22 protein-coding genes and 2 pseudogenes are annotated in these 26,151 nt (G+C 63.4%); 13 read left to right on the top strand and 11 right to left on the bottom strand.

The window, feature by feature from the left end; translation table 11 throughout:
• Positions 1-30 precede the first annotated feature (30 nt).
• Genes ggt through J4G43_RS37500 form a run of 3 tightly spaced genes read right to left on the bottom strand, consistent with a single transcriptional unit; the run spans position 31 to position 3,604 of the window.
• Positions 31-1,626: a gamma-glutamyltransferase gene (gene ggt / locus J4G43_RS37510; protein ID WP_208087994.1), complete on the bottom strand. Its 1,596-nt coding sequence runs from the start codon at positions 1,624-1,626 to the stop codon at positions 31-33.
• Positions 1,623-2,399: a glucosamine-6-phosphate deaminase gene (gene nagB, locus J4G43_RS37505; protein ID WP_208087993.1), complete on the bottom strand. Its 777-nt coding sequence runs from the start codon at positions 2,397-2,399 to the stop codon at positions 1,623-1,625. Before nagB ends, ggt begins: the two co-directional genes overlap by 4 nt.
• On the bottom strand, positions 2,396-3,604 hold the full coding sequence (locus tag J4G43_RS37500) for an ROK family transcriptional regulator (RefSeq protein WP_210387390.1): 1,209 nt from the start codon (positions 3,602-3,604) through the stop codon (positions 2,396-2,398). The genes nagB and J4G43_RS37500 overlap by 4 nt, the downstream gene beginning before the upstream one ends.
• A 221-nt stretch (positions 3,605-3,825) precedes the next feature.
• Here J4G43_RS37500 and J4G43_RS37495 point away from each other — a divergent pair, with 221 nt between their 5' ends.
• The 6 genes from J4G43_RS37495 to J4G43_RS37470 all read left to right on the top strand — a co-directional run bounded on the left by J4G43_RS37495 (position 3,826) and on the right by J4G43_RS37470 (position 10,311).
• A complete protein-coding gene (locus J4G43_RS37495; protein ID WP_208087992.1) occupies positions 3,826-5,337 on the top strand; it encodes an ABC transporter substrate-binding protein in 1,512 nt (503 codons plus the stop codon).
• A 57-nt stretch (positions 5,338-5,394) separates the two neighbouring features.
• The gene (locus J4G43_RS37490; RefSeq protein ID WP_028149199.1) at positions 5,395-6,336 is read left to right on the top strand and encodes an ABC transporter permease; all 942 of its coding nucleotides are present in this window, start codon (positions 5,395-5,397) and stop codon (positions 6,334-6,336) included.
• Positions 6,333-7,205, top strand: coding sequence for an ABC transporter permease (locus J4G43_RS37485; protein ID WP_063981848.1), 873 nt, complete (start codon positions 6,333-6,335; stop codon positions 7,203-7,205). The genes J4G43_RS37490 and J4G43_RS37485 overlap by 4 nt, the downstream gene beginning before the upstream one ends.
• 250 nt (positions 7,206-7,455) lie before the next feature.
• Complete coding sequence (locus J4G43_RS37480) at positions 7,456-8,544, top strand: AI-2E family transporter (protein WP_135216477.1); 1,089 nt, start codon at positions 7,456-7,458, stop codon at positions 8,542-8,544.
• Positions 8,545-8,714: 170 nt separating this feature from the next.
• Complete coding sequence (locus tag J4G43_RS37475; protein WP_208087991.1) at positions 8,715-9,827, top strand: acetate kinase; 1,113 nt, start codon at positions 8,715-8,717, stop codon at positions 9,825-9,827.
• Between the two features lie 40 nt (positions 9,828-9,867).
• Entirely contained in the window at positions 9,868-10,311 is a 444-nt protein-coding gene (locus tag J4G43_RS37470) for a potassium channel family protein (RefSeq protein ID WP_063981851.1), read from the top strand.
• A 195-nt stretch (positions 10,312-10,506) separates the two neighbouring features.
• On the opposite strand, the gene J4G43_RS37465 is transcribed toward J4G43_RS37470, so the two are convergent.
• On the bottom strand, positions 10,507-11,190 hold the full coding sequence (locus tag J4G43_RS37465; protein ID WP_063981852.1) for a helix-turn-helix domain-containing protein: 684 nt from the start codon (positions 11,188-11,190) through the stop codon (positions 10,507-10,509).
• A gap of 221 nt (positions 11,191-11,411) precedes the next feature.
• Here J4G43_RS37465 and J4G43_RS37460 point away from each other — a divergent pair, with 221 nt between their 5' ends.
• On the top strand, positions 11,412-12,035 hold the full coding sequence (locus J4G43_RS37460) for a response regulator transcription factor (protein WP_071911438.1): 624 nt from the start codon (positions 11,412-11,414) through the stop codon (positions 12,033-12,035).
• Positions 12,036-12,185: 150 nt separating this feature from the next.
• Positions 12,186-12,587, top strand: a complete 402-nt coding sequence (locus J4G43_RS37455; protein ID WP_225005326.1) for a response regulator transcription factor — start codon at positions 12,186-12,188, stop codon at positions 12,585-12,587.
• A gap of 14 nt (positions 12,588-12,601) precedes the next feature.
• Here J4G43_RS37455 and J4G43_RS37450 read toward each other — a convergent pair whose 3' ends face one another.
• The 3 genes from J4G43_RS37450 to J4G43_RS37440 are packed head-to-tail and all read right to left on the bottom strand — an operon-like array spanning position 12,602 to position 15,796.
• Positions 12,602-13,186: an invasion associated locus B family protein gene (locus J4G43_RS37450; protein ID WP_063981855.1), complete on the bottom strand. Its 585-nt coding sequence runs from the start codon at positions 13,184-13,186 to the stop codon at positions 12,602-12,604.
• A 22-nt stretch (positions 13,187-13,208) separates the two neighbouring features.
• Positions 13,209-14,096: an alpha/beta hydrolase family protein gene (locus J4G43_RS37445; protein WP_208087990.1), complete on the bottom strand. Its 888-nt coding sequence runs from the start codon at positions 14,094-14,096 to the stop codon at positions 13,209-13,211.
• Positions 14,097-14,107: 11 nt separating this feature from the next.
• Positions 14,108-15,796: an aspartate:alanine exchanger family transporter gene (locus J4G43_RS37440; RefSeq protein ID WP_208087989.1), complete on the bottom strand. Its 1,689-nt coding sequence runs from the start codon at positions 15,794-15,796 to the stop codon at positions 14,108-14,110.
• Between the two features lie 135 nt (positions 15,797-15,931).
• On the opposite strand from J4G43_RS37440, the gene J4G43_RS37435 reads away from it, so the two are divergent.
• The 5 genes from J4G43_RS37435 (at position 15,932) to J4G43_RS37415 (ending at position 23,389) form a co-directional block, all read left to right on the top strand.
• On the top strand, positions 15,932-16,612 hold the full coding sequence (locus J4G43_RS37435) for a YoaK family protein (RefSeq protein ID WP_208087988.1): 681 nt from the start codon (positions 15,932-15,934) through the stop codon (positions 16,610-16,612).
• On the top strand, positions 16,609-18,312 hold the full coding sequence (locus J4G43_RS37430; RefSeq protein WP_208087987.1) for a SulP family inorganic anion transporter: 1,704 nt from the start codon (positions 16,609-16,611) through the stop codon (positions 18,310-18,312). The genes J4G43_RS37435 and J4G43_RS37430 overlap by 4 nt, the downstream gene beginning before the upstream one ends.
• Before the next feature lie 142 nt (positions 18,313-18,454).
• Positions 18,455-21,208 (top strand): decarboxylase, encoded by a 2,754-nt coding sequence (locus J4G43_RS37425; protein WP_208087986.1) that lies wholly within the window; start codon positions 18,455-18,457, stop codon positions 21,206-21,208.
• Positions 21,209-21,221: 13 nt separating this feature from the next.
• The gene (locus J4G43_RS37420) at positions 21,222-22,922 is read left to right on the top strand and encodes an aspartate:alanine exchanger family transporter (RefSeq protein WP_208087985.1); all 1,701 of its coding nucleotides are present in this window, start codon (positions 21,222-21,224) and stop codon (positions 22,920-22,922) included.
• Positions 22,923-22,954: 32 nt separating this feature from the next.
• On the top strand, positions 22,955-23,389 hold the full coding sequence (locus tag J4G43_RS37415; protein ID WP_208087984.1) for a hypothetical protein: 435 nt from the start codon (positions 22,955-22,957) through the stop codon (positions 23,387-23,389).
• Positions 23,390-23,444: 55 nt separating this feature from the next.
• Here J4G43_RS37415 and ppk2 read toward each other — a convergent pair.
• The 4 genes and pseudogenes from ppk2 to J4G43_RS37395 form a co-directional block, all read right to left on the bottom strand.
• Positions 23,445-24,146 (bottom strand): annotated as a pseudogene (ppk2, locus tag J4G43_RS37410) (polyphosphate kinase 2); the annotation flags it as partial.
• Positions 24,147-24,406: 260 nt separating this feature from the next.
• Positions 24,407-25,444 (bottom strand): IS110 family RNA-guided transposase, encoded by a 1,038-nt coding sequence (locus tag J4G43_RS37405; protein ID WP_038381005.1) that lies wholly within the window; start codon positions 25,442-25,444, stop codon positions 24,407-24,409.
• Between the two features lie 113 nt (positions 25,445-25,557).
• A pseudogene (locus tag J4G43_RS37400) lies at positions 25,558-25,659 on the bottom strand (polyphosphate kinase 2); the annotation flags it as partial.
• 2 nt (positions 25,660-25,661) lie between these two features.
• Complete coding sequence (locus J4G43_RS37395) at positions 25,662-26,114, bottom strand: hypothetical protein (RefSeq protein WP_166343343.1); 453 nt, start codon at positions 26,112-26,114, stop codon at positions 25,662-25,664.
• Between the last annotated feature and the right edge of the window lie 37 nt (positions 26,115-26,151).

The following is a 26,151-nucleotide window of genomic DNA, read 5'->3' as shown; positions in this document are numbered from 1 at the left end:
CGATCCGACATCACGTCATTCTCATCCTGGTCACGCCGCCAGTGCAATGCCGTCCTTGCGATGGTCCGACGCGCCGAGAATGACGCCCCTGGAAGGATCGACGTGCACGGCCTGACAACCTCCGAGCGGTTCGTCCGCCCAGATCACGCGATGACCGCGCGCAATCAATTCGTCGGCGACGGAGCCGGGAATCGTGGGTTCGAGACTCAGTGTGCCATCAAACGCAAAGCTGCGCGGCGCATCCGAGGACTGCTGAATGTCGAGCCCACGATCGAGCACGCCGCTCAGGATCTGCATATGTCCCGCCGCCTGGTATTGTCCACCCATCACGCCAAAGGCCATGATCGGCTTGCCATGCTTCGCCAGCAGACCCGGAATGATGGTGTGAAAGGGACGTTTTCGCGGCGCAATCGCATTGGGATGTCCTTCGAGAAGGGAGAATCCCGAACCCCGGTTCTGCAATAGCACGCCAGCGCGCGGAGCGTAGATGCCGCTGCCGAACGCGAAGAAAAGCGAATTGATGAAAGATACCATGTTGCCGTCGCGATCGGCGACCGCAACGTAAGCCGTGTCACGATGAACAGGCATGTCAAAATCCGCTGATGCGCTGGCACGCCTCCGGTCGATAGAGGAGCGCAATGCCGCGACTGACGCCTCCGAGAGTAGCGAGTCGACATCGAGCGGACGAAATTCCGGATCGGCGACCAGCGCGTCGCGCTGCCGGTAGGCCGCCTTGGTTGCCTCGGCAAGGAGGTGAATGCGATCCGCCTCGCCGAGCGCTGGGTTGGCCATGTCGAAGCCGGCAAGGATGCGGGCGATCAGCAGCGCCGCGACGCCCTGTCCGTTAGGCGGACATTGCAGGATTTGATGATCGCGGTAGTCGGCGCTGATCGGCTCAACGTACTCCGATCGGGCACTTGCGAGATCTTCAAGCTGCATCACTCCGCCCAGCGCCTTCAATGTCGCGACGATTTCTTCGGCGACGGCACCTTCGTAAAACGCGGCGCGCCCCTCGCGTGCAATCCGGCGCAGCGTCGCGCCGAGTGCGGGATGATTGAGCTTGCTGCCGACGGCGGGCGCAGCGCCACCGGGCAGATAGATCGGTACGCCAGTCCGATGTCGTTCGATGCGATCGGCGTAGCGTGCCCAATCCAGCGCGGCGCGGGGCGTCACCACAAAGCCGGTCTCGGCCGCGCGGATCGCCGGCGCCAGAACCTCGTCCAGGCTTTTTGAACCATAGTCGCCAGAGAGGCGGCACCAGGCATCGACCGCACCCGGAACTGTCACTGCATGGGGTGAATCGTCCGGGATCGACGCCAGCCCGAGTTGCTGAAACCAGCCGAGCTCGGCCTTCGCCGGCGCTCGGCCCGAGCCGTTGACAGCGACGGGCTTGCCGGAGGCGGGAGCATAGATCGCAAAACAGTCGCCGCCGATGCCGGTCATATGCGGATCAATGACACCCTGGAGGGCGATCGCGGCAATGGTGGCATCGACCGCATTGCCGCCACTGCGCAGGATCTCGACCGCAGCGAGCGTGACAGCCGGATGAGAGGTCGCGGCCATGCCCCGATCGCCCACCGCCAGCGAGCGCCCCGGCACCATGAAATCGCGCTGTCCCCAGCTCATGCCCTTCTCCGATTGTTGTTGTGGGGCCGCGTGGCGAGGGCTGCGGCAGCCGGTTCATCGCAAAGGATATCGACGTTGCCGTGCAGGCGGAGTGCCGAGGCAGGGCAAGCTGCTGTGATCGGACCCTCGATCGCGGCTGCGATGGCGGCTGCTTTCTCCGGTCCCTTGGCGACAAGGAGGATGCTCCGAGCCTCCAGGATTGTCGCTATGCCCATTGTGATCGCACGTTCGGGAACCGACGCCGGATCGGGAAAATTGATGGCATTCGCGATGCGGGTTGCCTCGTCGAGTCTGACCTCGCGGGTACGTGAGGCGAAATCCGAACCTGGCTCATTGAAGCCGATATGGCCATTGGCGCCGATGCCGAGGAGCAGGAGGTCGATGCCCCCGGCAACCGCAATCTGCGCCTCATAGCGCGCGGCCTCGGCGGCGACGTCGTCGGCCGTGCCATCGGGGATCTTTGCCCGACCGGCTTCCATATCCACATGCCTGAACAAGTGCTGCTGCATATAGGCATGGAAGCTTCCGGGCGATTGGGGTGCGACGCCCACATATTCATCGAGGTTGAAACTCGACACCGTTCGGAATGAGATGAGGCCGGCGCGGGTCGCGGCGACAAGGCGGGCATAGAGCGGCGCCATTGTCGCTCCGGTCGCAAGACCGAGGGTAACCGGCCGCCGATCGTGTAGCCGCGCGATGACGAGCGCGGCTGCGCGTTCCGCGACGGCGGCGGCATTGCCGACAACTTCGATTCTCGGCGCCTGCTCCTTCATGCCGCGACATCTGCTGCCGTGAAAGGAAGAGCCAGCGGGCCCGCATCCTTGCCGATGCCAAACAACGAGCGATGCACGAGGTCGATCGCGCTTCCGATCGCGCCGATCAGCGTGGCGCGATTGCCGAGCGCGCTGAGCTCGATACGAACAGGCTCGCGCATGCAGCGTGCCAGATGTTCATCGATCCGGACCTTCAACTCGGGCCGCGCGCCGATGCTGCCGCCCATGATGATGATTTCCGAATCGAGGATGCTGTGCACCGCCAGGATCGCGGTCGTGAGGATCCGGCCGATCTCGTCGATCGTCACTCGCGCCGCCTCCTCGACCGCGAGCCGATCGAAGACATCGCGCACGGTACTGCCGGGCGCGCCTCCGAGCGCGATATAGCGTTCGACAATGCCGGCGCTGCCGATCGCGGTTTCCAGGGTGCCGAACCGAAGGCCGCGCGCATCGTAGGGATCGCCCCCAAGCGGCAGGTAAGCTATCTCGCCGGCCGCCCCGCGTGCGCCGCGCACGAGATAGCCGTTCGAAAAGATGCCCATGCCAATGCCGGTGCCGACTGCGATGAAGGCGAAACTGCGCGCCTTGCGGCTGTTGCCGCGCCAATGCTCCCCGATTGCGGCGAGATTGACGTCATTTTCGATGGCGACGTCGATTCCGAGCCGTTCGCGCAGCGCGGCCCTCACGTCCAGGCTATCCAGTCCGGGGATATTGGGCGCGATGACGATGCTGCCCGACGCTGGGTCGACCATCCCCGGACTTCCCATCACGCCGCCGCGCAAGCGTTGCGCGGATACGGACGCACGCTGAAGCAGGGCATCCTTCATGCGATCGATCTGTGCGACCACGGCAGCGCCGCCGTCGCCGGATGTCGGTTCGATGCTCTCGGCGACGATCTCACCGTGCAGATCGGCAAGTGCGACATGCAGTTTCGTGCCGCCAAGGTCGATACCCAACACGAAGGCGGCATCCGGCCGGAGCGCATAGGTGACGGCGCTCCTCCCCACGCTGCCCTGGATTTGACCGTCCTCATGGACCCAGCCGTCGCGCTCGAGATCACGCATCACTTCGGAGATGGTCTGCTTGGACAGGCCCGTGCTGCGGGCGATTTCGGCGCGCGATACCGAGCGATCGCGCAGCAGGCGCTCTACCACAAGGCGCACGGATTGCTGTCGCGCAACGGGCGATGAGGGGGCGTCTGGCATGGGCCTCAATCCAATTAGTCAACATACCGAACTAATACCTCGCATGATCTGTCGTCAAGGGGTGCGGTGCGAGGATTTTGCGCTCTCGAAAGCGACGTATTGTAATTTAGTTCCATGATTTGTTCGAGGCATTTACAAATAGGTTCAGTCGTGCTTGTCTTGACCTTCAACAGCAGAGCCTTGGAAGCCTTGGGATAGGCGTGCGACGAAAGGAATTCCGTATGAAGCGGACGGGCACGGCGTTGGCGGCAATTCTGATGATCGCAACGGGCCTTGTCTCGGCGAGTGCCGCGACATTGCGGGTCGGCATTCAGGACGATCCCGATGCGCTCGACCCGGCACTCAGCGGCACTTACTCCGGCCGCTTCGTGTTTGCGGCGCTGTGCGACAAGCTCGTCGATATCTCCCCCGACCTCAAGATCGTGCCGCAGCTGGCGGAGGCTTGGGAGTGGTCCGCGGACGGCAAGTCGATCACCTTTGCGCTGCGCAAGAATGTCACGTTCCACGATGGCACCGCGTTCGATGCAGCGGCAGTCAAGTTCAATATCGAGCGCATGAAGTCCATGCCGGATTCCAAGCGCAAGGCCGAGCTGGCGCCGGTCGCGAGCGTCGAAGCGCTTGCCGCGGACAAGGTGAAGTTCAACCTGTCGGAGCCGTTCGTGCCGCTGCTTGCCAATCTCAGCGATCGTGCCGGCATGATGGTCTCGCCCAAGGCCGCCACGGAGAAAGCCGGGGAATTTGCAGCCGCGCCGGTCTGTGCCGGTCCGTATCAATTTGCCGAGCGCAAGTCGCGCGACCTCATTCGGGTCAAGAAATATCCCGGCTACTGGGACGCTGCACGGGTCGGCTATGACGAGGTCGTCTACTACTACGTTCCCGACTCGACCGTGCGATTGTCACGCGTCCGGGCGGGCGATCTCGATCTCGCGGAGCGTATCGCGCCGACCGATCTCAAGACCGTGCGCGACGATCCCAACCTCGCCCTGCATTCCGGCCAGGGACTTGCCGTCTCGCATCTGATGTTCAATGTCGGCGCGGGCGCGAAGGCCGATACGCCACTCGGCAAGAACTCGACGCTGCGTCAAGCCTTTGAGCTGGCGATCGATCGCAATGTCATCACTCGCGTCGCCTTCAACGGCGAGTTCCTGGCGGATAACCAGATGATCCCGCCGTCATCTCCGTTCTACGATAGCGCGCGCAAGGCGCCGGCTCGCGATGTTGCCAAGGCAAAGGCAATGATTGCCGCCGCCGGAATGACTCGCGTGCCGGTCGAGATCCAGTACGAGAATACGGCCGGCGATTCCCGGGTCGCACAGATCATACAGTCGATGGCGGGCGAGGCCGGTTTCGACGTCAAGCTGCTGCCCATGGAAACGACCACGGCCATCGAGCGCTACATGAACGGCAATTTCGAAGCCTATATCGGCAACTGGAGCGGCCGCGCTGACCCGGACCCGACGCTGGTCGCCTTTTTCAGTTGCGCGGGCTCCCAGAACGTCAACAAGTACTGCAACAAGGATCTCGATGCGATCCTGAACCAGGCCCGGGGCGAGGCTGACGAAGCCAAGCGCAAGGCACTCTACGCCAAAGCGACGGACATTTACCTGACGGCGCTCTCGTCGATTCCGCTCCATCACCCGAACTGGTTCTTTGCGGCCCGCAAATCGGTCGGCGGCATCGTCATGGTGCCGGACGGTCTGTTGCGCCTGGTCGGTGTCAGGCCTGTGAATTGATGCGCAACGCCTCGCGCCCGCCGATGCGCTCGCCCTGGTGAGGACCAGTCTGCCCCGATGAAGAGCTTGCTTCTGCGCCGGCTTGCCGTCCTGCTGCCGACCCTGTTGCTGGTGTCGATGATGGTGTTCGGTCTGCAGAAACTGCTGCCCGGCGATCCTGCGCTGGCGCTCGCCGGAGAAGAGCGTAATCCCGAAGTCGTTGAATATCTTCGGCAGAAGTATCGCTTCAATGATCCGATCCCGGTGCAATACGCCGTCTGGCTGAAAGCCCTGGTGCACGGTGACTTCGGCACGTCGGTACGCACCCGATTGCCGATCGGCACCATGCTGGCGGAAAAATTGCCGGTGACCGCTGAGCTCGCGATGCTGTCGATGCTGGTCGCGCTGCTCGTCGGGTTGCCGATCGGGATCTTCGCGGCGCTGGGGCGCGGGACGCCCTTCGACTACGGCGCTAGTCTGTTCGGGCTTGCCGGACTGTCGATCCCGCATTTCTGGCTGGGGATCATGCTGATCCTTCTGTTCTCGGTGAATCTCGGCTGGCTTCCGGCCGGAGGTTTCGTTCCGCCGTCCGAGAGCGTGGGAGGCAACCTGCTTTCGATGCTGATGCCCGCTTTGGTGCTCGGCACGGGCACCGCTGCGATCATGATGCGCCATGTCCGCGGCGCGATGATCGAGGCGATGAAGCAGGACTACGTGCGCACCGCCCGCGCGAAGGGCGTCCGCGAAAGCACCATCGTGCTGCGTCATGCGCTGCCGAACGCGCTGATTCCCGTGGTCACGCTGGGCACACTGCAATTTGGCGAACTGCTGGCCGGCGCGGTGTTGACGGAGCAGGTCTTTTCCATCCCAGGGTTCGGCAAGATGGTCGTCGACGGCGTGTTCAGCCGCGATTATGCCGTGGTTCAGGCGGTCGTGCTCTGCACAGCAGCCGTATTCCTCCTGATGAGCCTGATTGCCGACGTGGCGTATGTGCTGCTCAATCCGAGGCTCAGATCATGAGCTCGATTGAGACGGTGCCGGTCGCAAGTCAGGCACGCGCCGCCGCTCCTTCGGAAATTCGTCGCCTGTTGCGCGAACCATCCGCCGTCATCGGGGCCACGATCATCCTGTTCTTCGTCGTGCTGGCGGTGTTTGCCTCGTGGATTGCGCCGTACGATCCAAACTCGCCGGACTGGATGGCGATTCGCGCGGCACCCGGTGCGGCACATTGGTTCGGCACCGACGATCTCGGTCGGGACGTGCTGTCGCGCGTGATCTTCGGCACGCAAGCCTCGCTTTCCGCCGGCATCGTCTCCGTGACGGTCGCGGTGCTGATCGGCCTTCCGTTTGGTCTCATGGCCGGCTATTTCGGCGGCCTCACCGACATGGTGATCTCGCGCTTCGCCGATGCGCTGCTCGCTTGCCCCTTTCTGGTGCTGGCGATTGCGCTCGCCGCGTTCCTGGGCCCCAGCCTGCAAAATGCGATGATTGCCATCGGCATTTCCGCCGTGCCGGTGTTCGTTCGTGTCGCGCGTGCCGAGACGCTGGTTGTCTGCACCGAGGATTACATCGCGGCGGCCCGGTCCCAAGGCCTCGGCCATCTCGCCATCCTGACCGGACAGGTGCTGCCGAACGTGCTCGCGCCGACGATTGTGCAGGCGACGCTGACCATGGCGATTGCAGTTCTCGCCGAGGCGAGCCTGGCCTTTCTGGGGCTTGGCCAGCTTCCTCCGGCCCCCTCATGGGGCGCCATGCTCGACGTAGCCAGGCAATTTCTCGGCGAGGCGCCATGGATGGCCTTCTGGCCCGGGCTCGCGATCATTGCGCTCGTCATCGGCTTCAACCTGATGGGGGACGGCCTGAATGATGCCCTCAATCCCAGGCACTAGATGGAAGACGAGCCTGTTCCGCTGAAGACTCCGCGGCGTGGCCTAGGGCTGTTTGATTTCAGGCGGCAGAGCAAAGCCTGTCTTGTCCGAGCGCTGCAGCGCGCAGATCCGATGACACAGGTCGATGACGTGCTCGTCGTAGACTAGCGTGTATTGGCGCGAGCATTGGGCGCGCCATTGATCTGTATCAAGCCCGCCGTGGGATAGGGGCCGCTAGGCTTCCAGCAGGAGCGCTGCCCGGACACAGGCCTTGAACACTCTTCGCCAGCATCGGTCCATCGACGGAGTCATCCAGCTCGTGATCCGGCTCGGATTGCTGGCGCTGCTGATCCTGTGGACTTTCCTGATCATCCGCCCCTTCGTGCCAATCCTGGCCTGGAGTGCGGTGCTCGCGGTGGCGTTCTATCCAGTCTTCGGCTGGCTCGCCAAACGCCTCGGGGGCCGCCCGCGCACCGCCGCTTTCATTCTTACGCTGGTTACGCTGGGCATCGTCATTGGTCCTGCGGCTTGGCTCGGCATGAGCGCAGTCGACGGCATCAAGGATCTCGCGGGCCAGATCAGCAGCGGCGATCTCACGCTTACGGAGGCGCCCGAACAGATCAAGAGCTGGCCGCTGATCGGCCCCCAGCTCTACGATCTCTGGACCCAGGCCAACAGCAATATTCGCGCGGTGCTGAGCGAGGTGATGCCGTATCTGAAACCGCTAGCCGGGATGATGCTGTCGCTCGCCGGTGATGCCGGTGTCGGCACGCTCCAGTTCCTGCTGTCGGTATTCGTCGCCGGCTTCCTCTTTCCCTACGGTCCGCAGCTCGTCGACGCGGTGCGCGGCTTCCTGTTCCGGGTCGTACCGGAGCAGAGCGAGCATTTTCTGGAGCTCGCCGGCGCGACCATCCGCGCGGTGTCGCAGGGCATCATCGGTGTCGCAATCGTGCAGTCGCTACTGGCCGGCATCGGCTTCAAGCTCGCAGGCGTCCCGAGTGCCGGCCTGCTGGCATTCCTCGTCCTGTTGCTGTCGATCGTGCAGATCGGCCCCTTCCTCGTTCTCTTCCCCGTGGTTATCTGGATCTGGATGGACAAGGACGTGACCACCGCGGTGCTCCTGACCGTCTTCCTCGGCGCCGTCGGCATCCTCGACAACATCCTGAAACCCATCGTCATGGGGCGCGGCCTGACCACGCCGACGATCGTGATCCTGATCGGGGTGATCGGCGGAACGCTCGCGCACGGAATCATCGGCCTCTTCATCGGGCCGATCATCCTGTCGGTCGCCTGGGAACTCGCGGCGGCCTGGATCCGAAACGACCGCGCCGCTGCGCCGAAAAGGCCGGAAGAGACCTGAATCTCCGCACGCATCACCTTTGACCTAAGTCAATCCTCTCGACTCCCGATGCGCCCTGATTGGGCGTAGGCAGATCTGACCTCAGGCATGTCGATGGCCCATCAAACGTCGCAGCGGGATTGCGCATTCGGGCAAACGTCCCCGGCGATGACGGCTGTCGACTGACCGCCATGGATGCGATCCTTGCCATCGATGCGAATGCAGGAAGCGTGAACTTCCAGCTCTTCTCCGTACGAGGCGAGGGGAGGCTGGAACGGCAAATCAAGGGACGGCTTGACGGGCTCGGCCGCCATCCGCGCCTCAGGGCGAGCAGAGCGAACGGCGATCCGTTGGCGCACCGCACCTATCAGAACGACGACGTCGATGACATCCCGGCGGCATGCGCGGTTGTCGATAGCTCGCTGCGGGACGAATTGGGAATCCAGCCGCTGGCCGTGGGACATCGCGTCGCTCAGGGAGGACCGGATGACGCCCGACCGGCCCTGATCGATGACGCCGTGATGGCGCGTCTGGAACGGCTGATCGCACTCGCGCCGCTGCTTCAGCCGTATAATCTTGCGCCAATCCGTATCATGCAGGCCAATCATCCCGCGCTACCGCAAGTCGCCTGCTTCGATACCGCGTTCCATCTTGGCAAGGCGGTGGAGAACGGCAGCTATCCTATTGCGCATCAACTCTGCGCAGGTGACGTAAGGCGTTACGGGGCCCACGGTCTTTGCTACGAGTCGATCGCACGAGCTCTGACGCTCGAGGCCCCCGAGATTGCCGCGCGCCGCGTGATCGTTGCGTGCCTCGACGACACCAGCTCGATGTGCGCGCTGAAGGAAGGCCGCAGCGTCGAAAGCACGAATGGATTCCATGCTTTTGGCGCATCGCCGTCGGACTATTCCGCAGGCGAAATCGATCCCGGCGACACATTTCTGTTCACCAATCCGGGTGACGACGGTGCGGCGGCTCGTTTTCTGCGAGCAGAACAGGCCGTCGAGCACCTCGCCTACTGCGCCGGCCTCAACGCCGGCCTGCTCGCGGCCGCGCTGGAGGGGCTTGACGCCTTTGTTTTCACCGGCGCGATCGGCCAAGGCTCGACCGCGATCCGCGCGCGCATCGCCGAAAGGCTGAGCTGGCTCGGTGCTATACTGGATGTGAAGGCCAACGCCCATAACGCACGGCTGATCTCGCGCCGCGATAGTCGTATCCCTCTCTACGTGCTCCCGTCCGACGATGAATTGACCATCGCGCGGCACACGTTGGCGCTCTTGTTGAACGGGCCGTCGCCACGTTGAGGCAGCTTCCCGGAAAGCTGAAAAGGATTGGCGGCGCTCGATGCTTCTTCAATTCCTCGTCGGTACGCTGGTCAGCGTGATCAATATCGGAATCCATGCGCTGGTGACCATCGTCGCCGTCGGGATCGCCCGCGGCGCGGGCTTGCGGCAAACCAGGAGACCAAGAGCGCATCTGATGGGTGTCATGGTCGCGACAGCCGTGGTGTTGCAGGTCGCGCATACGCTGGAGGTTCTGGTGTGGGCTCTGATGTATGAAGTCGTTCAGGCCGCCGCACCGGGGAGTGATGCGCTCTACTTCGCCTTCGTCAACTACACCACGCTCGGCTACGGCGATATCACGCCGGTGCGCGAATGGCGCCTCATCGGCCCGTTGACGGCTATGAATGGTGTCCTGCTGTTCGGCTGGTCGGCCGCCATCCTGTTCGAGGTCTTGCGCAAGACTCTAGAGCACCTCGGCGTAACCCAGGCGCCTGGCCTTAAATGATCCTGATACCGATGGAGGCCTCGGCCAGAGCCGAGCTCACCCCAGGAAAAGGATCATGGCCGTGAACGCCACCGGCAGCGTCCCGAACAAAACGACTGCGATCCGAAATGCGGTCTCGTTCCACATCGGAAGAGGCTAGCATCGGACGGTACCGGTGTGATGTGCAGTTTGTGCCATTCGCCGGTGTCGGCCCGCTCAAGGCTGCAGGTCGAGGCTTGCAAGCTGGTGCCGATCCAGCAGCACGATCTGACGCTGGGTGTTGCCGACGAAGCCGAGGGCGCCGAGCTCATGGAGCCGTGACAGCGCGCGGGATACCGTCTCCAGCGTCAGGCCGAGGTAATCGGCGATATCGCGCCGCGACATCGGCAGCGCCATGACGCCGGACGCCGTCAACCGCCCGTCCATCTCGAGCAGGAACGCCGCGACCCGCTCCAGCGAGGTCTTGCGTCCCAGCAGCAGCATGTGGTCCTCCGCATGCTGGAGGTTGTTGGTGGTCATGCTGAGCAGGTTTCTGGCGACCATCGCATCGCTTTCGGCCACCATTTCGAGGCTTTGCCGTCTGACCAGGCGCACCGTGGTGTCGACGATCGCTTCCGTGGTGAAGCGGTGCTCGTTGCCGTTCTCCAGGCCAAAAATGTCACCGGCGAGGTGAAAGGCACCAATCTGCCTGCGGCCGTCCGACAGCAGCTTGTAGCTTCGCACCGCACCGGACGTCACCTGATAGACATATTCGGCGGGCTCTCTCTCCCCGTAGATTTCGCTGCCCTTTTTATAGGTAAATTGGCTTAAACTGACGAGCGCATTTGAATCGCTGGTCATGCCGAGGTCACGAAGGGAGTTGGGACGCGGCGTCGAATCCGCTGCAATGCGAACGAACATAGGCCAACTCCTCAGCTCATCGCCGAATTGGTCTGTCGGACGAAAACTCTCGCCGCTGGGAATGCGCCGCGCCGTCCCACTCCCGTCGAAGTTGATTTACGACTAAGGCGGCATTCTCATCCATTGTCCCAAGGTTCATTGTACCAAGGGACAGCGTGGACGCCTTTTGGGAGGTTGTTGCGCGGATTGAGAAGCTGTCGGAATTCAGCAAGAGGTGATGCGTGCCCGGCCTTGTTCACGTGGTGGACGACGACGATTCCTTCCGGACGGCGATCGCGCGCCGGTTGAAGCTCGCGGGCTACGACGTTGCGACCTACGCATCGGCGCAGGATTTACTGGATGCGGCGCCTGATGACGCGCAGCCGGGATGCATCCTGCTCGACGTGTGGATACCGGGGCTGAGCGGCCCCGACTTGCAGACCCGCTTGGTCGCGGCGGGCTCGACGCTGCCAATCATATTCCTGACCGGACACGCCGACACGCCAACCACGGTGCAGGCCATCAAGGCCGGCGCGGAGGATTTCCTGACCAAGCCGGTATCCTCCGAGCAGTTGATCGCTGCGATTGAGCGCGCGATGGTGCGCCAGCACACCGCGCAGGCGCATCGCGGAAGGCTCGAGACCTTCCGCATTCACCTCGCCGCATTGACGCATCGCGAGCGTCAGGTGTTCGATCTCATCGTCCGCGGCAGGATCAACAAGCAGATCGCGCATGAGCTTGGAACCACCGAGCGCACCGTGAAGGCGCACCGCCACCAGGTGATGGAGAAGATGCAGGTTCGTTCGCTGGCGGAGCTCGTTTCGATCGCGGAACGGCTTGGAATGCTCGATACGAGCGACGATTAGCTGATTTGTCGTCACGGCACAGTTCCCGCGGTGTGACTTCCCCAAGAGACAATATGAAATTCGTTGGTGCGGTGCTGCCATGCAGGGCGGCGAATGCGGCGCTTTGCCTGACACGCAAGTAGACCAGGCGAATATGGCGCCGACGCCGCCGTGATCAGTCATTCGTCTCGAAGGGGCGCTTCCTTGCCAGAGCGTGACTCGGTTTTTGTCGTCGATGACGATCCGTCCATCCGGACCAGCGTGAACAGACTGCTCCGCGAGCATGGCTTTGCCGCGACGCTCTTCGACTCTGCAGGAGCCTTGCTCCATCACGGCAGCTTCGACAAGGCGATCTGCATCGTTCTCGATATCGACCTGAACGGAAGGTCCGGCATCGACCTGCGCCGGCAACTGGCCGAGGAGGGTGTCACCGCACCGGTGATCTACATCACCGGAAATGACAGCTCGGCGAACCGCGCGGCGGCGGTCGCGTCCGGATGCATTGCCTATCTGGTCAAGCCATTCACGGCGCAGTCCCTGATCGAGTCGGTGGCGCGTGCGTCGGCTGCGTAACGCAGCATGGCCGCTCATTCGTCGACATATTGCTCCAGCGTCCTGGCCGGTGCGCCCTTGTGGACGGACGCGAACTGCGCCAGCGGCACCGAGGTCGTCAACGCCAGAAGGTTTGAATCGACGACCTCGAGGGCAAGTGTCTTCCCTGACTCCATCTCCTTGATGATCGCGGGAGGCGCGACGTCGGCCGCAATACAGGCGTTGGTCAGGCACCAGCTGTAAGGGATGCGGAGGGGGCTGCCCTGGTCGACGGTCAGCTTCGCTGGCTGTTGCAGGTACATGCCGACGGGCACGAAGAGTTGCAGCCGTGCCGAGGGAGTGCCTTCGCGCTCGATCAGGTCCACGCGCACGGCCGTCTGGCCGGTTGGAAACTTGCCCGTGATTGACGTTCGGCACAGCGTCGGCGCACCGCCTGCCTTGAAGCAGAGCTTCTGCCAGTCTCCGTAGACGATGTCCTTTGCCTCGCGCTGGCCGCGTGTCGCGACCTCGGCGGGTTTATCGGCCTGCGCGGATTTCGGCGCGGCGATGCCGGCACATGTCGCGCTTCCGGCGACCGCGACGACCAGCAGGCCAGAGAGACAATTGCGGGGACTTGGCATGATGTGCCTCCGAACCTGAATTTTATTTCTGCGCGTCGAGGAACTTCGCCACCAGCGGCGACCACAGCGGGATCGCGTCCGGCGAGCCGATGAAGAAATGGCCCTCGCCGCCGAACGGCGGCATCAGATGATATTCGGCGCGGCCGCCTGCCGCCGTGAATGCTGCATGCATGCGCTTCGACAGGTCGGGGCCGAAAAACGTGTCGTTCTCGATGTAGATCCACAGCATCGGCACCCGCGACGTGCTGCCGAAATCCGCGGTCGCCTCGACCAGTTTGTCGGGTGCACAATTGTTATTCGGCTTGCCGCCGACCCGCCCGCCGCGGCCGGCGGCGAAGGTGATGATGGCCTTCACCTGTGGTGGGTTCACACTGGACAAGGCGATGGAAGCCCAGCCTCCGGCGGACTGGCCGACCACGATCACGTCCTTTGGAATGATCCGTTTCTCGGCGGCCATGTAGTCGATGATCCAGAGATCGACCTTGGCGACTGCGAGGCCCGCATCATGGAAGTTGGGGTTCGTGCACTTTCCGACCTTGGAAAAGAATGGCCCGTAGAGCGCGCGCTCGGGAATGTCGAGGGCCGCGGCGCCATAGCCGCTGCCGACCGGTGCGACCACGAGATAGCCGCGCTTTGCGAACCACTTTGCAGCGTCGCGGAATTCCACCAGCGGGAAGAAGCTCCGGTCGGACGGATTGAGAGAGACGCCGTGGTTCATGATCACCAGAGGGAAAGGGCCGTCGCCGACCGGGCGCACCAGATAGGCGAACATCGGCAACGGCAGCGGCAGAGCCCAGATCTCTTCCTGGATTCGGACCTCGTCCTCAGCCCGCGTTGGGGCGGAGAGCGAGGCCAGAACGAGCAGGGTGGTCGCCAGGGATCGAAGCGTTACAGCCAGAAGCGAGCGCATCGCGATCTCCTTCACCCCGTATACGTAGCGGCAACGACGATCGGGCCCAGCACCGTTAGCAACACGTTGCCGACCGCGTAGGGCACGGCGACACCAAGCACCGGCGTCTTGCTCTCGGCGACGTCGCACGCGCCTGTCACGGCGGCGTCGACCGTCATGGCACCGGCGAGCGCGCCGCAGGTCACGACCGGGTTCATGCGGAGCACGTAGCGGGCGAACAGGGTCCCGGCCGTCAGCGGGATCAGCGTGACGACGATGCCCATGCCGACCAGCAGGAGGCCGTGCGCCTGAATGGCTGTCCAGGCGGCAAGGCCGTTGCCGAGCCCAATCGCCGCGATGAAGCCGCCAAGCCCCAGATCGCTCAGCGTCTGTTGCGCCGCCGGTGGCAGCGCGCCCATGGTCGGGTTTCGCGACCGCAGCCAGCCGCAGACGAGGCCGGAGATCAGCGCGCCGCCTCCGCCGCCGAGCGTCAGCGCGACGGCACCGACTTTGAAACTTGCAAGGCCGGCCAACAGACCGACGGCAATGCCTGCGGTGAGGAAAGCAATATCGGTCCGGTCGGACGCGTTGAGGGCGTGTCCGACCTGCGTTGTCGCCCGCGCGATGTTGCCGGTGCTGCCGACCAGCGTCATGATGTCGCCGATATAGACGCGCGTGTCGGGGCCGAGCGGCACCTCGCGGCCCATGCGGGTCAGGGAGCGCAGGAACACGCCGCGCGCATCGTCGCCGAGCCGCTCGGCGATGTCCCGGATCGAACGGCCGTGCAGCCTGCGGTTTTCCACGAGGACCTCGGTCACGTTGCCGGGCAAGTTGCGCAGGAGTTCGCCGGCGTCGATTTCGACGCCGAGAAGGGGCTTGGCCGCCACGATTGCCGTGGTGGGGCCGGCAATCACGACATCGTCGCCGGCTTCGAGCCGGGTGTCATGCTGCGGCTTGATGTCTGCTCCGGCGCGCACGATCCGCTCCACGACGGTGCGGCTGCCGATCTCGGCTTCGATCGCCGCGATCGTGGAGCCAGCGGCGGTCGAGACGCGATAGGCGCGCGCCTGGAATTTGCGATAGGACAGGTTTTCGGTCTTCGGTGGCGCGCCGCCGGCCAGCTCGGCTTCGAGCTTCGCAGCCTCCGCCTTGAGATCGACCCGCATCAGGATGGGCGCGACGAACGGGACGAACAACAGCGTCAAGATGTAGCCGAGCACGTAGGTCACGGCATAGCCGGCCGCGATATTGGCCTCCTGCTGCTCCAGCGCCGCCTTCGGCAGACCGAGTTGCGCCAGCGCGCCCGACGCGGTGCCGATCACCGAGGACTGGGTCAGCGCGCCGGCGGTCAGCCCCGCCGCAGTTCCGGTATCGAGCTCGAAGACATGGGCGAAGACGAGCACGATGACGAGGCCGGTAGCGCCGATCACCAGCGCCAGGACAACCTGCGCCAGGGTCCGAAAGCTCAAGGAAGCAAAGAATTCCGGGCCGGAGCGGTAGCCGATGGTGAACACGAAGAGGCTGAACAGGATCGCCCTGAGGATCGGCGGAAAAGCAAAGCTTCCGAGTTGCCCGATCAGGACGGCGACGATCAGCACACAGGCGGTCGTTCCGATCGAGAAGCCACGAATCTTGATCCGGCCGAGGAGGGAGCCGATTGCAATGGCCAGCAGCAGGAAGATTTCCGGAGCGGTGGAGATGATCCACCTGACGGTTTCCATGGTCGCAATTCCCCCGGTGCTTTGGCCGATTTGATTTGCGGGGAAGGGAGATTGCTTGATCCAGATCAAGCCTTGCCGGCGGCAGGGCGCCGCCTATGCGCGCATGCAGAACCTGCGACGGCCCGCTTTGTCAGCATGAGCACTCTGGATGTCGTAGCCGATGCGGTGCGCCGCGATGAGACGGTCGAGATCGTCCTGCTGCTCGCCTTCGCCGGCGGCTATATCGATGCCTATACCTGGATCATCCACGGCGTGATGGCCAATGCCCAGACCGCCAACCTGATCTTTCTCTGGGTCTATGCGACCGCCGGCAACTGGGCGAAGGCGTTTCACTTCGTGCCGCCGATGCTGGCCTTCGCGGTTGGCATCGTGATCGCCGCCTGGCTGCGCCGCGCTGCCGGCGAACGGGCCAGCGCGATCAGCACGCTGATCGAGATTCTGCTCTTGATCGCGATCGGCATTCTGCACAATCGGCTGCCGGATATCGCCGGTACGCTCGGCATTTCGCTCGTTGCCGCGATGCAGACCGCGATCTTCACAAAGGTCGAGGGTGTGGTCTGTAGCACGGTGATGATTACCGGCAACATGCGCCAGGCGATCGAAAACATTTTTGCGGCTGCGTCCGGAGGCGCGCCGCCGCGAACGCTGCGCCGTTCGGGCATCTTCGTCGGCCTGTGCGCGGTGTTCGGCCTTGGCGCCGCTGTCGGGGCCCTTGCCACCAAAGGCATCCCGGATCTCGCGCTCGGCGTTCCCGTGATCGTGCTGCTGATCGTGCTGTTGCGGTGCGAGGTGCCGCATCACGAGGTGGTGCGGTGAGCGCGCCGTCCGAACCCGGATGGACCCGGTTCTTTCCGCCGGCCTCCTGGCTTGCCGGCTACCGGCGCGAATGGTTGCCCTTCGACGCCGTCGCCGGTGTGACGCTCGCCGCTTACGCCATCCCGGTCTCGCTGGCTTATGCGGCGCTCGCCGGTCTCGCGCCACAGGTCGGTGTCTACGGCTACATGCTCGGCGGCATCGGCTACGCTCTGCTCGGGTCGTCACGCCAGCTCGCGATCGGCCCGACTTCGGCGATCTCGCTGATGATCGCCGGGACAGTCGGCGCGCTGGCCGGCGGGGATGCGGTGCGCTATGCGCAGATCGCAAGCCTGGCGGCCTTCGCGGTGGCGGTGCTGTGCTTCATCGCCTGGCTGTTCAAGCTCAGCGTGCTCGTCCGCCTTGTCAGCGACAGCATTCTGGTTGGCTTCAAGGCTGGTGCCGGGCTCACCATCATCATGAGCCAGTTGCCGAGCCTGTTCGGGGTCGCCGGCGGCGGCCACAACTTTTTCGACCGCGCGATCAAGCTGGCAGGGCAACTTGGGCATGTCGATGTCCTCGTACTGGGGATCGGCGCAGTTGCACTGCTGCTGCTCCTGCTTGGCGAGCGGTTTCTGCCGGGCAAACCGGTCGGCATCACGATCGTGGCGCTTGCGATCGTGGTGGCGACGCTGTTCGGCCTTCCGGCCCTCGGTGTGCCCGTCACCGGGAAGATACCGGAAGGGTTGCCGACACCGGGGTTGCCGACATTCGGGCTGCTGGAGTTCGACGATCTCTTCCCGCTCGCCGCCGGATGCGTGCTGCTCGCCTACATCGAAGGGGTTTCGGCCGCCCGCAGCTTTGCCGCCAGGCACGGCTATCCCCTCGACGTGCGGCAGGAGTTTTTGGGTCTTGGCGCCGCGAACCTCGCGGCCGCCTTTGGCCATGGCTATCCCGTCGCAGGCGGCCTGTCGCAATCGGCCGTCAATGACAGCGCCGGCGCACGGACGCCGCTGGCGCTGGTGATTTGCTCCGTGACGCTCGGGCTGTGCCTTCTGTTCTTTACCGGTCTCTTGACCAACCTGCCCAAGGCCGTGCTCGCAGCCATCGTCTTTGCCGCGGTCTATAAGCTCGTGGACGTGCGTGCGCTGCTGCGGATGTGGCGGGTCAGCCGGATCGATTTCTACGCGGCGGCGATTGCCTTGGTATCCGTGCTTCTGCTCGGCATCCTCCAGGGCGTCCTACTGGCAGCGATTGCATCGATCTTCCTGCTGCTGGCGCGCGCCTCGCGGCCGAATGTCGCGTTCCTTGGCCGATTGCCCGGCAGCGGCCGCTATTCCGACAGCGCCAGGCACGAGGACGTCGAACCGCTGGCCGGAATCATCGCATTCCGCCCCGAAGCATCGCTGCTCTACATCAATGCCGAGACGATCCTGGAGACGGTCCTGATCGCGCTACGGAGGTCGCCAGGCATCCGGCTGGTGGCCTGCGATCTTTCGGCCTCGCCTTATATCGATCTGGCCGGCGCGCGCATGCTGCACGAGCTCTACGACGAACTCGCCTCCCGCGAAGTCATCTTCTGCATCGTCGGCGCGCATGCGCAGCTGCGCGACCTGCTGCGCGCCGAAGGGCTGGCGGAGAAAACCGACAGCGGCCAGTGGCTGCGGTCGCTCGACAGCGTCCTGGGCGACGATCCAGCCAACACCGCGCAACGAACGGTCTGACGCCCCGGTATTGCGATGCAGAGGGCATCGTCCTGTCCGTCCGCCCGATCAGAATGCGCGACCGTTGACTTGGATCAATGGAGCGACCGGTCCCGCACTCACGATCCTGCATCACCTTTGCCTATGGGATCGGGAGAGCCGCATGTCCAAAGAAGCCAAGCCCGCGCAAAAGCGCATCGATCAGTTCTTCTCCGGGCCCGGCGGACGGGCGGACAACTGGCGCGATCTGGTGGAGGCCGCAAAGGCGTGGGTGCGTGGCGGGGATCGCGCGAAATATGACGCTGCGCTGGCCGATCTCTCCATAACGGAGGAATTTCACGGCTATCCCGGCCTTCACCTCATGGCAGCCCTGCGGGACGCGGCCGCGGCCGGTGATGCGGCGGGCTCACTCGCCCTTGCGACACGGTTGATGCAGGCCTTGACGACGAGGTCGTTTCGCCAACATGCCGGCGACGGGAGCGCCAATGACGACGGCAACGGTGACACCCCCGATCTGGTGCCGCAGATGTCCGGGCAGCATGGTGCGCGCCGTCCCTATTTCGAGACGCTGATCGTCACCGGCCTCTCGTCCGGCAATTGGCCCGCGCTCGCCAACGAATGGCGCAAGCTGCGGCGGCCGGTCGATCCGTTCGTCTATGAGCCGGTGATCGTCGGCAGCCTCGAAGACGCGTTCTGCGCAGCCATCCTCAATCCCAATCTCGCAGCCGTCGTCATCAACGAAGGCTTTACGCTGCGCTCACGCCATGACGCGCCCGTGCTCCGCACGATGACCTCGGCGGCCGGATTGAACGACGAGTCCGATGCCTCCGCGCTGCGGCTCGCCCACGTCATCAAGCGGGTCCGCCCCGAGCTCGACCTCTATCTGATGTCCAATCGCGACGTTGAGGCGATGGCCGGAAATCCCGAGGCCGATGTCGTCCGCCGCATCTTCTATTCGGTCGAGGAGCTGCTCGAGCTGCATCTCTCGATCCTGGAAGGGGTGCAGGATCGCTACGACACGCCGTTCTTCGACAATCTGAAGAAATATGCACAGCGTCCGATCGGAACGTTCCATGCGCTGCCGATCGCGCGCGGCAAATCGGTCTTCAAGTCGGACTGGATCCGCGACATGGGCGAGTTCTACGGCCTGAACCTGTTCCTGGCCGAAAGCAGCGCGACCACCGGCGGCCTGGACAGCCTGCTGGAGCCAACCGGCAACATCAAGAAGGCGCAGGACAAGGCGGCACGCGCGCTTGGCGCCGATCGCGTCTTCTTCGTGACCAACGGTACCTCCACCTCGAACAAGATGGCGGTGCAGGCGCTGCTGGCGCCGGGCGACATCGCGATCGTCGACCGCAATTGTCACAAGTCGCATCACTACGGCATGGTGCTGGCCGGCGCGCAGCCGCTCTACGTCGAAGCCTTCCCGATGACGGAATATTCGATGTACGGCGCCGTGCCGCTGAAGACCATCAAGCAGGCCTTGCTGAACGCCAAGGCCGATGGTCGGCTCGACCGCGTCAAGCTGCTGGACCTGACCAACTGCACCTTCGACGGCCACATCTACAACACCCGCCGGGTGATGGAGGAGTGCCTCGCGATCAAGCCCGATCTGATCTTCCTGTGGGACGAGGCCTGGTTCGGCTTTGCGCGCTTCTCGCCGTTCCTGCGGCGGCGCACCGCGATGGGAGCGGCCAACGAGATCGAGGCCTGGATGCGCGATCCGAGATCGGTCGCAGCTTACGAAGCTCAACAAGCCACGCTCGGCAAGAATCCCTCGAACGAAATGCTGCTCAAGACCCGGCTGATCCCCGATCCGCGCCAGATCCGCTTGCGCGTGTATCAGACCAATTCGACCCATAAGTCGATGTCGGCGATCCGTCAGGGCTCGATGCTCTCGGTCAAGGACGTCGAATTCCACACGGTCGAGCAGCAGTTCAAGGAGGCCGTCTTTACCCATGCCTCCACGAGTCCGAACCAGCAGTTGATCGCGAGCCTTGACGTCTCGCGGCGCCAGATGGAGCTGGAAGGGTATGGTCTGGTGGCCAACGCGATCGAGATCGCGCTCGCCATCCGTCACGCCGTCAACACCAATCCCCTGCTCTCGAAATATTTCCGCATCCTCGGCGCCGACGCCATGGTGCCGGCGCAATATCGCCAGAGCGGCTTCACCGATTATCTGGCCGCCGGCGCGAACTGGGCGAGCGCTCTGAAGAGCCTGGACGAGGATGAGTTCTGCCTCGATCCGACCCGCATGACACTGGTGTGCGGCACCGCGGGTTTCGACGGCACCCAGTTCAAGGGCATCCTGGCGAACGATTACAACATCCAGGTCAACAAGACCTCACGCAATTCGGTGCTGCTCCAGTCAAACATCAACAACACGCGGAGCGACGTCGCGCATCTTGTCAGGGTTTTGGCCGAGATCGCGGGCGAGGTGGATCGCGGCCTCGCCCAAGGCGGTGCCAATGCGAAGAAGACCTTCGAGGCACGGGTGAAGAGCCTGATGACTGACGTGCCTGATTTGCCGAACTTCTCGCATTTCCACCAGAGCTTCCGAGGCGATGCCGGCGCCAAGACCAATGAGGGTGACATCCGCAGCGGATTCTACGCGGCCTACGACGCGGCGGGATGCGAATATATCAGGCTCGCCGATCCCGAGATCGATCGCCGCCTGAAAGCCGGCCCCGACCTCGTCTCCGCCAGTTTCGTGATTCCCTATCCGCCGGGCTTCCCGATCATGGTGCCGGGTCAGGTCATCACCCAGGAAACCATCGACTTCATGCGCAAGCTCGATGTGAAGGAGATCCATGGCTACGACGCCAAGGAAGGCCTCAAGCTCGTGCGCGCCGAAGCCTTGGCGAAGATCGGCAAGCCGAAGCCCGGCGCGCAGCCGAAGCTGAAGGCCGCTTCGTGAAAAGGGGACGAACATGCAAGGCTTTTTCACCTTCCTGCAGCAGAATCCGTTTCTGCTGCTGTTCTTCGTCGTTGGCCTTGCCGTCTATATCGGGCGAGCCAGCATCAAGGGCTATGGTCTCGGGATGGTTGCCGGTGCCATCGTGGTGGGCGCCGGCTTGTCGGTCTGGGCGTCCACCTATGGCGTGAAGCTCGAGCTGAACAATTTCGCCAAGAGCCTGTTCTACTATCTCTTCATGTACGGCGTGGGCTTGCGCGTCGGTCCGTCCTTCATCAACAGCCTGAGGGGCGACGGGCTGAAATTCTGCGTCCTGGCCGTGGTGTCGAGTGTTCTTGGCCTCGCGCTCGTCGTCATCTGTACGAAGTTGTTCGCGCTACCGATCGGCGCCGCCGGTGGCATGCTGGCGGGATCTCAGACCATGTCGGCTGCGATCGGTTCGGCCGAGCAGGCCGTCACCTCCGGTGTCGTCAAGCTGCCCGAGGGCATGAAGCCCGAGGACGCCTCCGGGATGATCGCGTTGTCCTACGGCATCACTTACATCTGGGGCACCGTCGGCATCATCCTGATCTGCAAATATCTGCCGCGCTGGTGGGGTGTCGACGCCACGGCCGCCGCCAAGCAGTATGAGCGGGAATTTGGTGTCAAGGATCTCGAGGGCGGCGGCCTGACCGGTTATCGCCAGTTCGCCCTGCGGGCCTACCGGCTGGAAAATCCCGCGACGGTCGGCATGAGCATCGCAAAGTTCCGTACCGTGAATCCGGAATACCGCATCGTCAATGTTGGGCGGAACGGTGAGCCGCAAGGCGCCGATGCTGAACTCGTCTTGCAAAAGGGCGACATTGTCGCGCTGGGCGGTGCGACCGAGCATCTCACGGAGAAAATGGGCCTGATCGGTCCGGAGGTTGCGGACGCCAAGACGCTCGGCATCCCCATGGACCAGGCGGACATCCTCGTCACCAACAAGGACATGGTGGGACGCACCTTCGAGTCTTTCCGCGACACCGCAATCGCCGGACAGTTGCAGGTGACCAAGGTCGAGCGTGGAGGTGTCCAGATTCCGGCGGGTCTCAAGACCAAGCTGGAGCGGATGGACATCGTCTCCGTGGTCGGTCTGAAGTCCGCGGTCAACGATCTCGGCGAGATGTGGGGGCGCATCGCGCGCACCAACACCTCGACCGACCTGCTGACGCTGGCGGTCGGCATGATCATCGGCTTCCTGATCGGCATGATCGAATTCCCGGCCTTCGGTGCCAAGATCGGCCTCGGCAACGCCGGTGGTCTCCTGCTATCGGGCGTCATCGTGTCCTCGATCGTGTCGCGCTTGCGCTTCTTCGGCAATACGCCGAACGCGGCGCGCAATGTGCTGGAGGATCTCGGTCTCGTGGTCTTCGTCGCGATCGTGGGCGTCAATGCCGGCGCCGGTCTGCTGGCACAGCTCACCGGTGCGGTTGCCTTGAAGATCTTCCTCGCCGGTTTCATCGCTTGCACGATCCCGCCGTTCATCGTCTGGGCGATCGGCTTCCACCTCTTCAAGATCAATCCGGCGGTGCTGATGGGCGGCGTTGCCGGCGCCCGGTCGCATTCCGGTCCGTGTCGTGAAGCCGCGGTCGAAATCCAGAGCTCCGTGCCCTGGATCGGCTTCCCGGTCGCCTATGCCGTATCGGGCATCCTGCTCACCGTGTTCGGCTACTTCGCGATGATCCTGGCACAATAGTCCGTTGCAACAACCAAAGGGGAATGAACGTCATGAGGAAATCTGCCATCGCCGCCTCCTTGATCATCTCGTTTGCGGCCGCTGCCGGCTTCAGCACGCCGTCGCGTGCCGAGACCGGTCAGGTTGCCGTCGTCTTCACCAAGGGCGGCTTCATCGTCGGCGTCGGCGGCGGCGAGGGTGTTTTGGTGTTGCGGGGCAAACAATATCCCTTCACCGTGTCAGGCATGAGCGTCGGTTTCACGATCGGAGCTTCGACGACCAGGTTTGTCGGCCGCGCCCTCAATCTGAGGGGTCCGCAGTCGATCGAAGGCTCTTACGCGGCGGGCGGAGCCGGCGGCGCCGTCGCCGCGGGAGCCGGAGCCGTGCAGTTGCAGAACGGCAATGGCGTGATCCTTCAGCTCAGTGGACCGAGGGTCGGCGCGGAAGTATCGGCTGCGGTTGGCGGCGTCACGATCCGGCTGAAATAGGCCCGGGAGGGCACTCAAGCTAAACGGGCTGCGTCATCGCAGCCCGTTTCGCGTTTCAGTAGCGTTCCTCGACGAACTTCAGGCCGCGCAGGCTCGCCTGGTCGTTGTAACGTCCCTTGTCGGACCGCGGCGGCAGCTTGACCTTCTCCCGCTTGACCTTCTTGTAAGGGATCGTTCTCAGGATGTGCGAGATGACGTTGAGCCGCGCTCGCCGCTTGTCGTCGGAGCGGATCAGTCGCCACGGTGCATGCTTCGTGTCGGTCGCCTCGAACATCGTGTCACGCGCGCGCGAGTAATCGTACCAGCGCCCGAACGACTCGGTGTCCATCGGGCTCAGCTTCCACTGCCGCAGCGGATCCTCGATACGCGCCTTGAAGCGGAGCTCCTGCTCCTCCATCCCGACCTCGAGCCAGAGCTTGATCAGGACGATGCCGGCGTCCACGGCGAATTTCTCGACCAGCGGACACAATTCCAGGAAGCGCTTGTGTTCGGTCGGCGAGCAGAAGCCCATGACGTACTCAACGCCGGCGCGGTTGTACCAGCTGCGGTCGAATATCACGATCTCACCGCCGGCCGGGAATTGCTCGATATAGCGCTGCAGGAACAGCTGGGATTTCTGCCGGTCGGAGGGCGCGGGCAGGGCGCAGACACGGAACACGCGCGGGCTCACCTTTTCGGTCAGCGCCTTGATGGTCCCGCCCTTACCGGCCGCGTCGCGCCCCTCGAAGATGATGATCACCTTCAGTTTCTGGGCTCTTCTCTATTCGGCCGGATTTAGTCAAGGGCTTGATTGGGTGCCTCCTTGGGTTCGGTACCGCTCGCGGGGCCGTGCTTCTCTTCGGGATCAGCCGTATGGCTCTCCCAGCATGGGATCAGTAGAACGAGACGGAACAATCTGACTCGCGTGCTGATCGCAAGGACGCGACCGTACAAGAGCCCAAAGCGAACTCATCTCGTCCATCGTCCCGCGAGGGACCTCCTCCCGCTAAACAACGGGTGCGTGGGCCGCGCGTCGCACTATTGTGCCGCGGGCGTGGCCTCCCGTGTCCAGCGGAATTCCGTTCCGTCGCTCCACATGCGGTGCATGATGACGGCGAGCCGCCGCGCCAAAGCGACGATCGCCTTCTGCTGCCCGCGTCGTTTGGCGATCTGCATGGCCCACGCCTTGAGCCAGGACCATTTCTGCACCCGCGTCAGCATGACCTGTGCGGCCTCATAGAGTAGCGCTCGCATGGCTTCATCACCGCACAGCGAAATCCGGCCGATGCGGTGGCTTTCGCCGGACTGGTTGAGAACTGGCGTCAATCCAAGGGACGGCCCGACGGCTTTCGAACTCTTGAAGCGGGCGGGAACGTCGATCGTGCTGATAAAGGCCAGCGACGTGACGGGGCCGACACCAGGGATCGTCATCAACCGACGACAGACCTCGCTTTCCCGGGCAAGTAGAAGCACTTTGCGATGCAGTTGTGTGAACTGTTCGCGTAAAACGCGTCGGGCGACGAGAAGCGGTTCCATGAGTTCGGCCAGCTCCGGCTGACCGCCGACGAGTTCGTGGATACGTTGTTCAAAGCCGATCACCCCCACAATTCCGACCTTCAAGCCGAAGTTGCGTAACAGCCCACGAATGTCATTCTCGATGGCAATGGCCTTCTCCTGAAGCAGCTTGCGACCGGCAAGCAGGACCCGTCGCTTTTGGCTGATCAGGGTCTTGACGTGGACAGGCCGGAACAAGCCGACGCGCATCATCTGCGCAATGCCACGCGCATCATTGCGGTCGCTCTTGTTCACCTGCGCCTTGAGGAACGCCTTGGCATGTCGCGTCTCGATGCAGATTACCGGCAGGCCAGCCTCCGCCAGCCCGCTGAACAGCCATTGCGACAGCGGTCCAGCCTCGAGCCCAATCCGATCAAACCGCCAAATCGGATCGTTGAGTGCAGCAAGAAGATCGTCCGGGTGACTCACCAACTTCGCTTCCCGGCAAATGCGGCCCGTTTCGTCGACAATGCACAGGGACGTCTCTTTGACCGACACGTCCAGTCCAGCGTAATGTTTCATGCTGCGCTTCTCCGTCTGATGCTTGTGGCTGTTCGAAAACAGACCACGTTTATCATCAACCTGAAGCGCAGCACCCTGCTAACGCGGGGCTCAGCAACAGGCCGAATACCCCATCTGACCCATTCCTGAAGGTGACACAACTCGACCTGGAGTTTTTCGAGCTCCTTCTCATAGTCCTTCCGCTTCATCCGCTCCACGGGCGCGTCCTTGGCCATGCTCAATCACCCCAGGAAATGGTCACCCCGATGTCGCCGGGCACACCGCCTGGAAAATCGATGATCTGATAGGCGATTCGATAGCCGCGCGGTTTCAGGTAATCGCTCCAGAGCTGGAAGATTTCCTTCGGAATCCCGGTCAGGGTGTTCTCCCAGCCCGCTTCCATCTGATTGATGGCGCGGCCCTTGTCGGTGCACAGCGTGTTGGGGAAGCGATAGACCAGAACTTCGGTCAAGCCGTTCCGCACCGCACGCTGGATGATCGTCGAGGCGAGCTTGATCTTCTCGTCCTCGGTCTTGCCAGAAGGCTTGCTGAGGCGTTCAATGAGGGCGTGTTTCTCGGCTTCGGCGGCGGCGGCAAGGCGCGCATATTCGTCGGCCTTCTCTGCCTCCTTGAGGGCTGCTTCTTTCCGGATCTGCGTGGCGCTGGGGATGAGATCATCGATGCCGGGCATGGCAGGCGGCTCCTGTTGTTGCACGTCAACTTTCAGG

The sequence above is a fragment of the Bradyrhizobium barranii subsp. barranii genome, assembly GCF_017565645.3.
Taxonomy (GTDB): Bacteria; Pseudomonadota; Alphaproteobacteria; order Rhizobiales; family Xanthobacteraceae; genus Bradyrhizobium; species Bradyrhizobium barranii.
The sequence above is the reverse complement of the archived record's forward strand: the minus strand, read 5'-3'. Positions and strand labels throughout refer to the sequence as shown.

Bases quoted from the DNA above. Each gene is read 5' to 3' on its own strand.
- ggt (WP_208087994.1), bottom strand. From the start codon at position 1,626: ATGAGCTGGGGACAGCGCGATTTCATGGTGCCGGGGCGCTCGCTGGCG.
- nagB (WP_208087993.1), bottom strand. From the start codon at position 2,399: ATGAAGGAGCAGGCGCCGAGAATCGAAGTTGTCGGCAATGCCGCCGCC.
- J4G43_RS37500 (WP_210387390.1), bottom strand. From the start codon at position 3,604: ATGCCAGACGCCCCCTCATCGCCCGTTGCGCGACAGCAATCCGTGCGC.
- J4G43_RS37495 (WP_208087992.1), top strand. From the start codon at position 3,826: ATGAAGCGGACGGGCACGGCGTTGGCGGCAATTCTGATGATCGCAACG.
- J4G43_RS37490 (WP_028149199.1), top strand. From the start codon at position 5,395: ATGAAGAGCTTGCTTCTGCGCCGGCTTGCCGTCCTGCTGCCGACCCTG.
- J4G43_RS37485 (WP_063981848.1), top strand. From the start codon at position 6,333: ATGAGCTCGATTGAGACGGTGCCGGTCGCAAGTCAGGCACGCGCCGCC.
- J4G43_RS37475 (WP_208087991.1), top strand. From the start codon at position 8,715: ATGGATGCGATCCTTGCCATCGATGCGAATGCAGGAAGCGTGAACTTC.
- J4G43_RS37470 (WP_063981851.1), top strand. From the start codon at position 9,868: ATGCTTCTTCAATTCCTCGTCGGTACGCTGGTCAGCGTGATCAATATC.
- J4G43_RS37465 (WP_063981852.1), bottom strand. From the start codon at position 11,190: ATGTTCGTTCGCATTGCAGCGGATTCGACGCCGCGTCCCAACTCCCTT.
- J4G43_RS37450 (WP_063981855.1), bottom strand. From the start codon at position 13,186: ATGCCAAGTCCCCGCAATTGTCTCTCTGGCCTGCTGGTCGTCGCGGTC.
- J4G43_RS37445 (WP_208087990.1), bottom strand. From the start codon at position 14,096: ATGCGCTCGCTTCTGGCTGTAACGCTTCGATCCCTGGCGACCACCCTG.
- J4G43_RS37440 (WP_208087989.1), bottom strand. From the start codon at position 15,796: ATGGAAACCGTCAGGTGGATCATCTCCACCGCTCCGGAAATCTTCCTG.
- J4G43_RS37435 (WP_208087988.1), top strand. From the start codon at position 15,932: ATGAGCACTCTGGATGTCGTAGCCGATGCGGTGCGCCGCGATGAGACG.
- J4G43_RS37425 (WP_208087986.1), top strand. From the start codon at position 18,455: ATGTCCAAAGAAGCCAAGCCCGCGCAAAAGCGCATCGATCAGTTCTTC.
- J4G43_RS37420 (WP_208087985.1), top strand. From the start codon at position 21,222: ATGCAAGGCTTTTTCACCTTCCTGCAGCAGAATCCGTTTCTGCTGCTG.
- J4G43_RS37415 (WP_208087984.1), top strand. From the start codon at position 22,955: ATGAGGAAATCTGCCATCGCCGCCTCCTTGATCATCTCGTTTGCGGCC.
- J4G43_RS37405 (WP_038381005.1), bottom strand. From the start codon at position 25,444: ATGAAACATTACGCTGGACTGGACGTGTCGGTCAAAGAGACGTCCCTG.
- J4G43_RS37395 (WP_166343343.1), bottom strand. From the start codon at position 26,114: ATGCCCGGCATCGATGATCTCATCCCCAGCGCCACGCAGATCCGGAAA.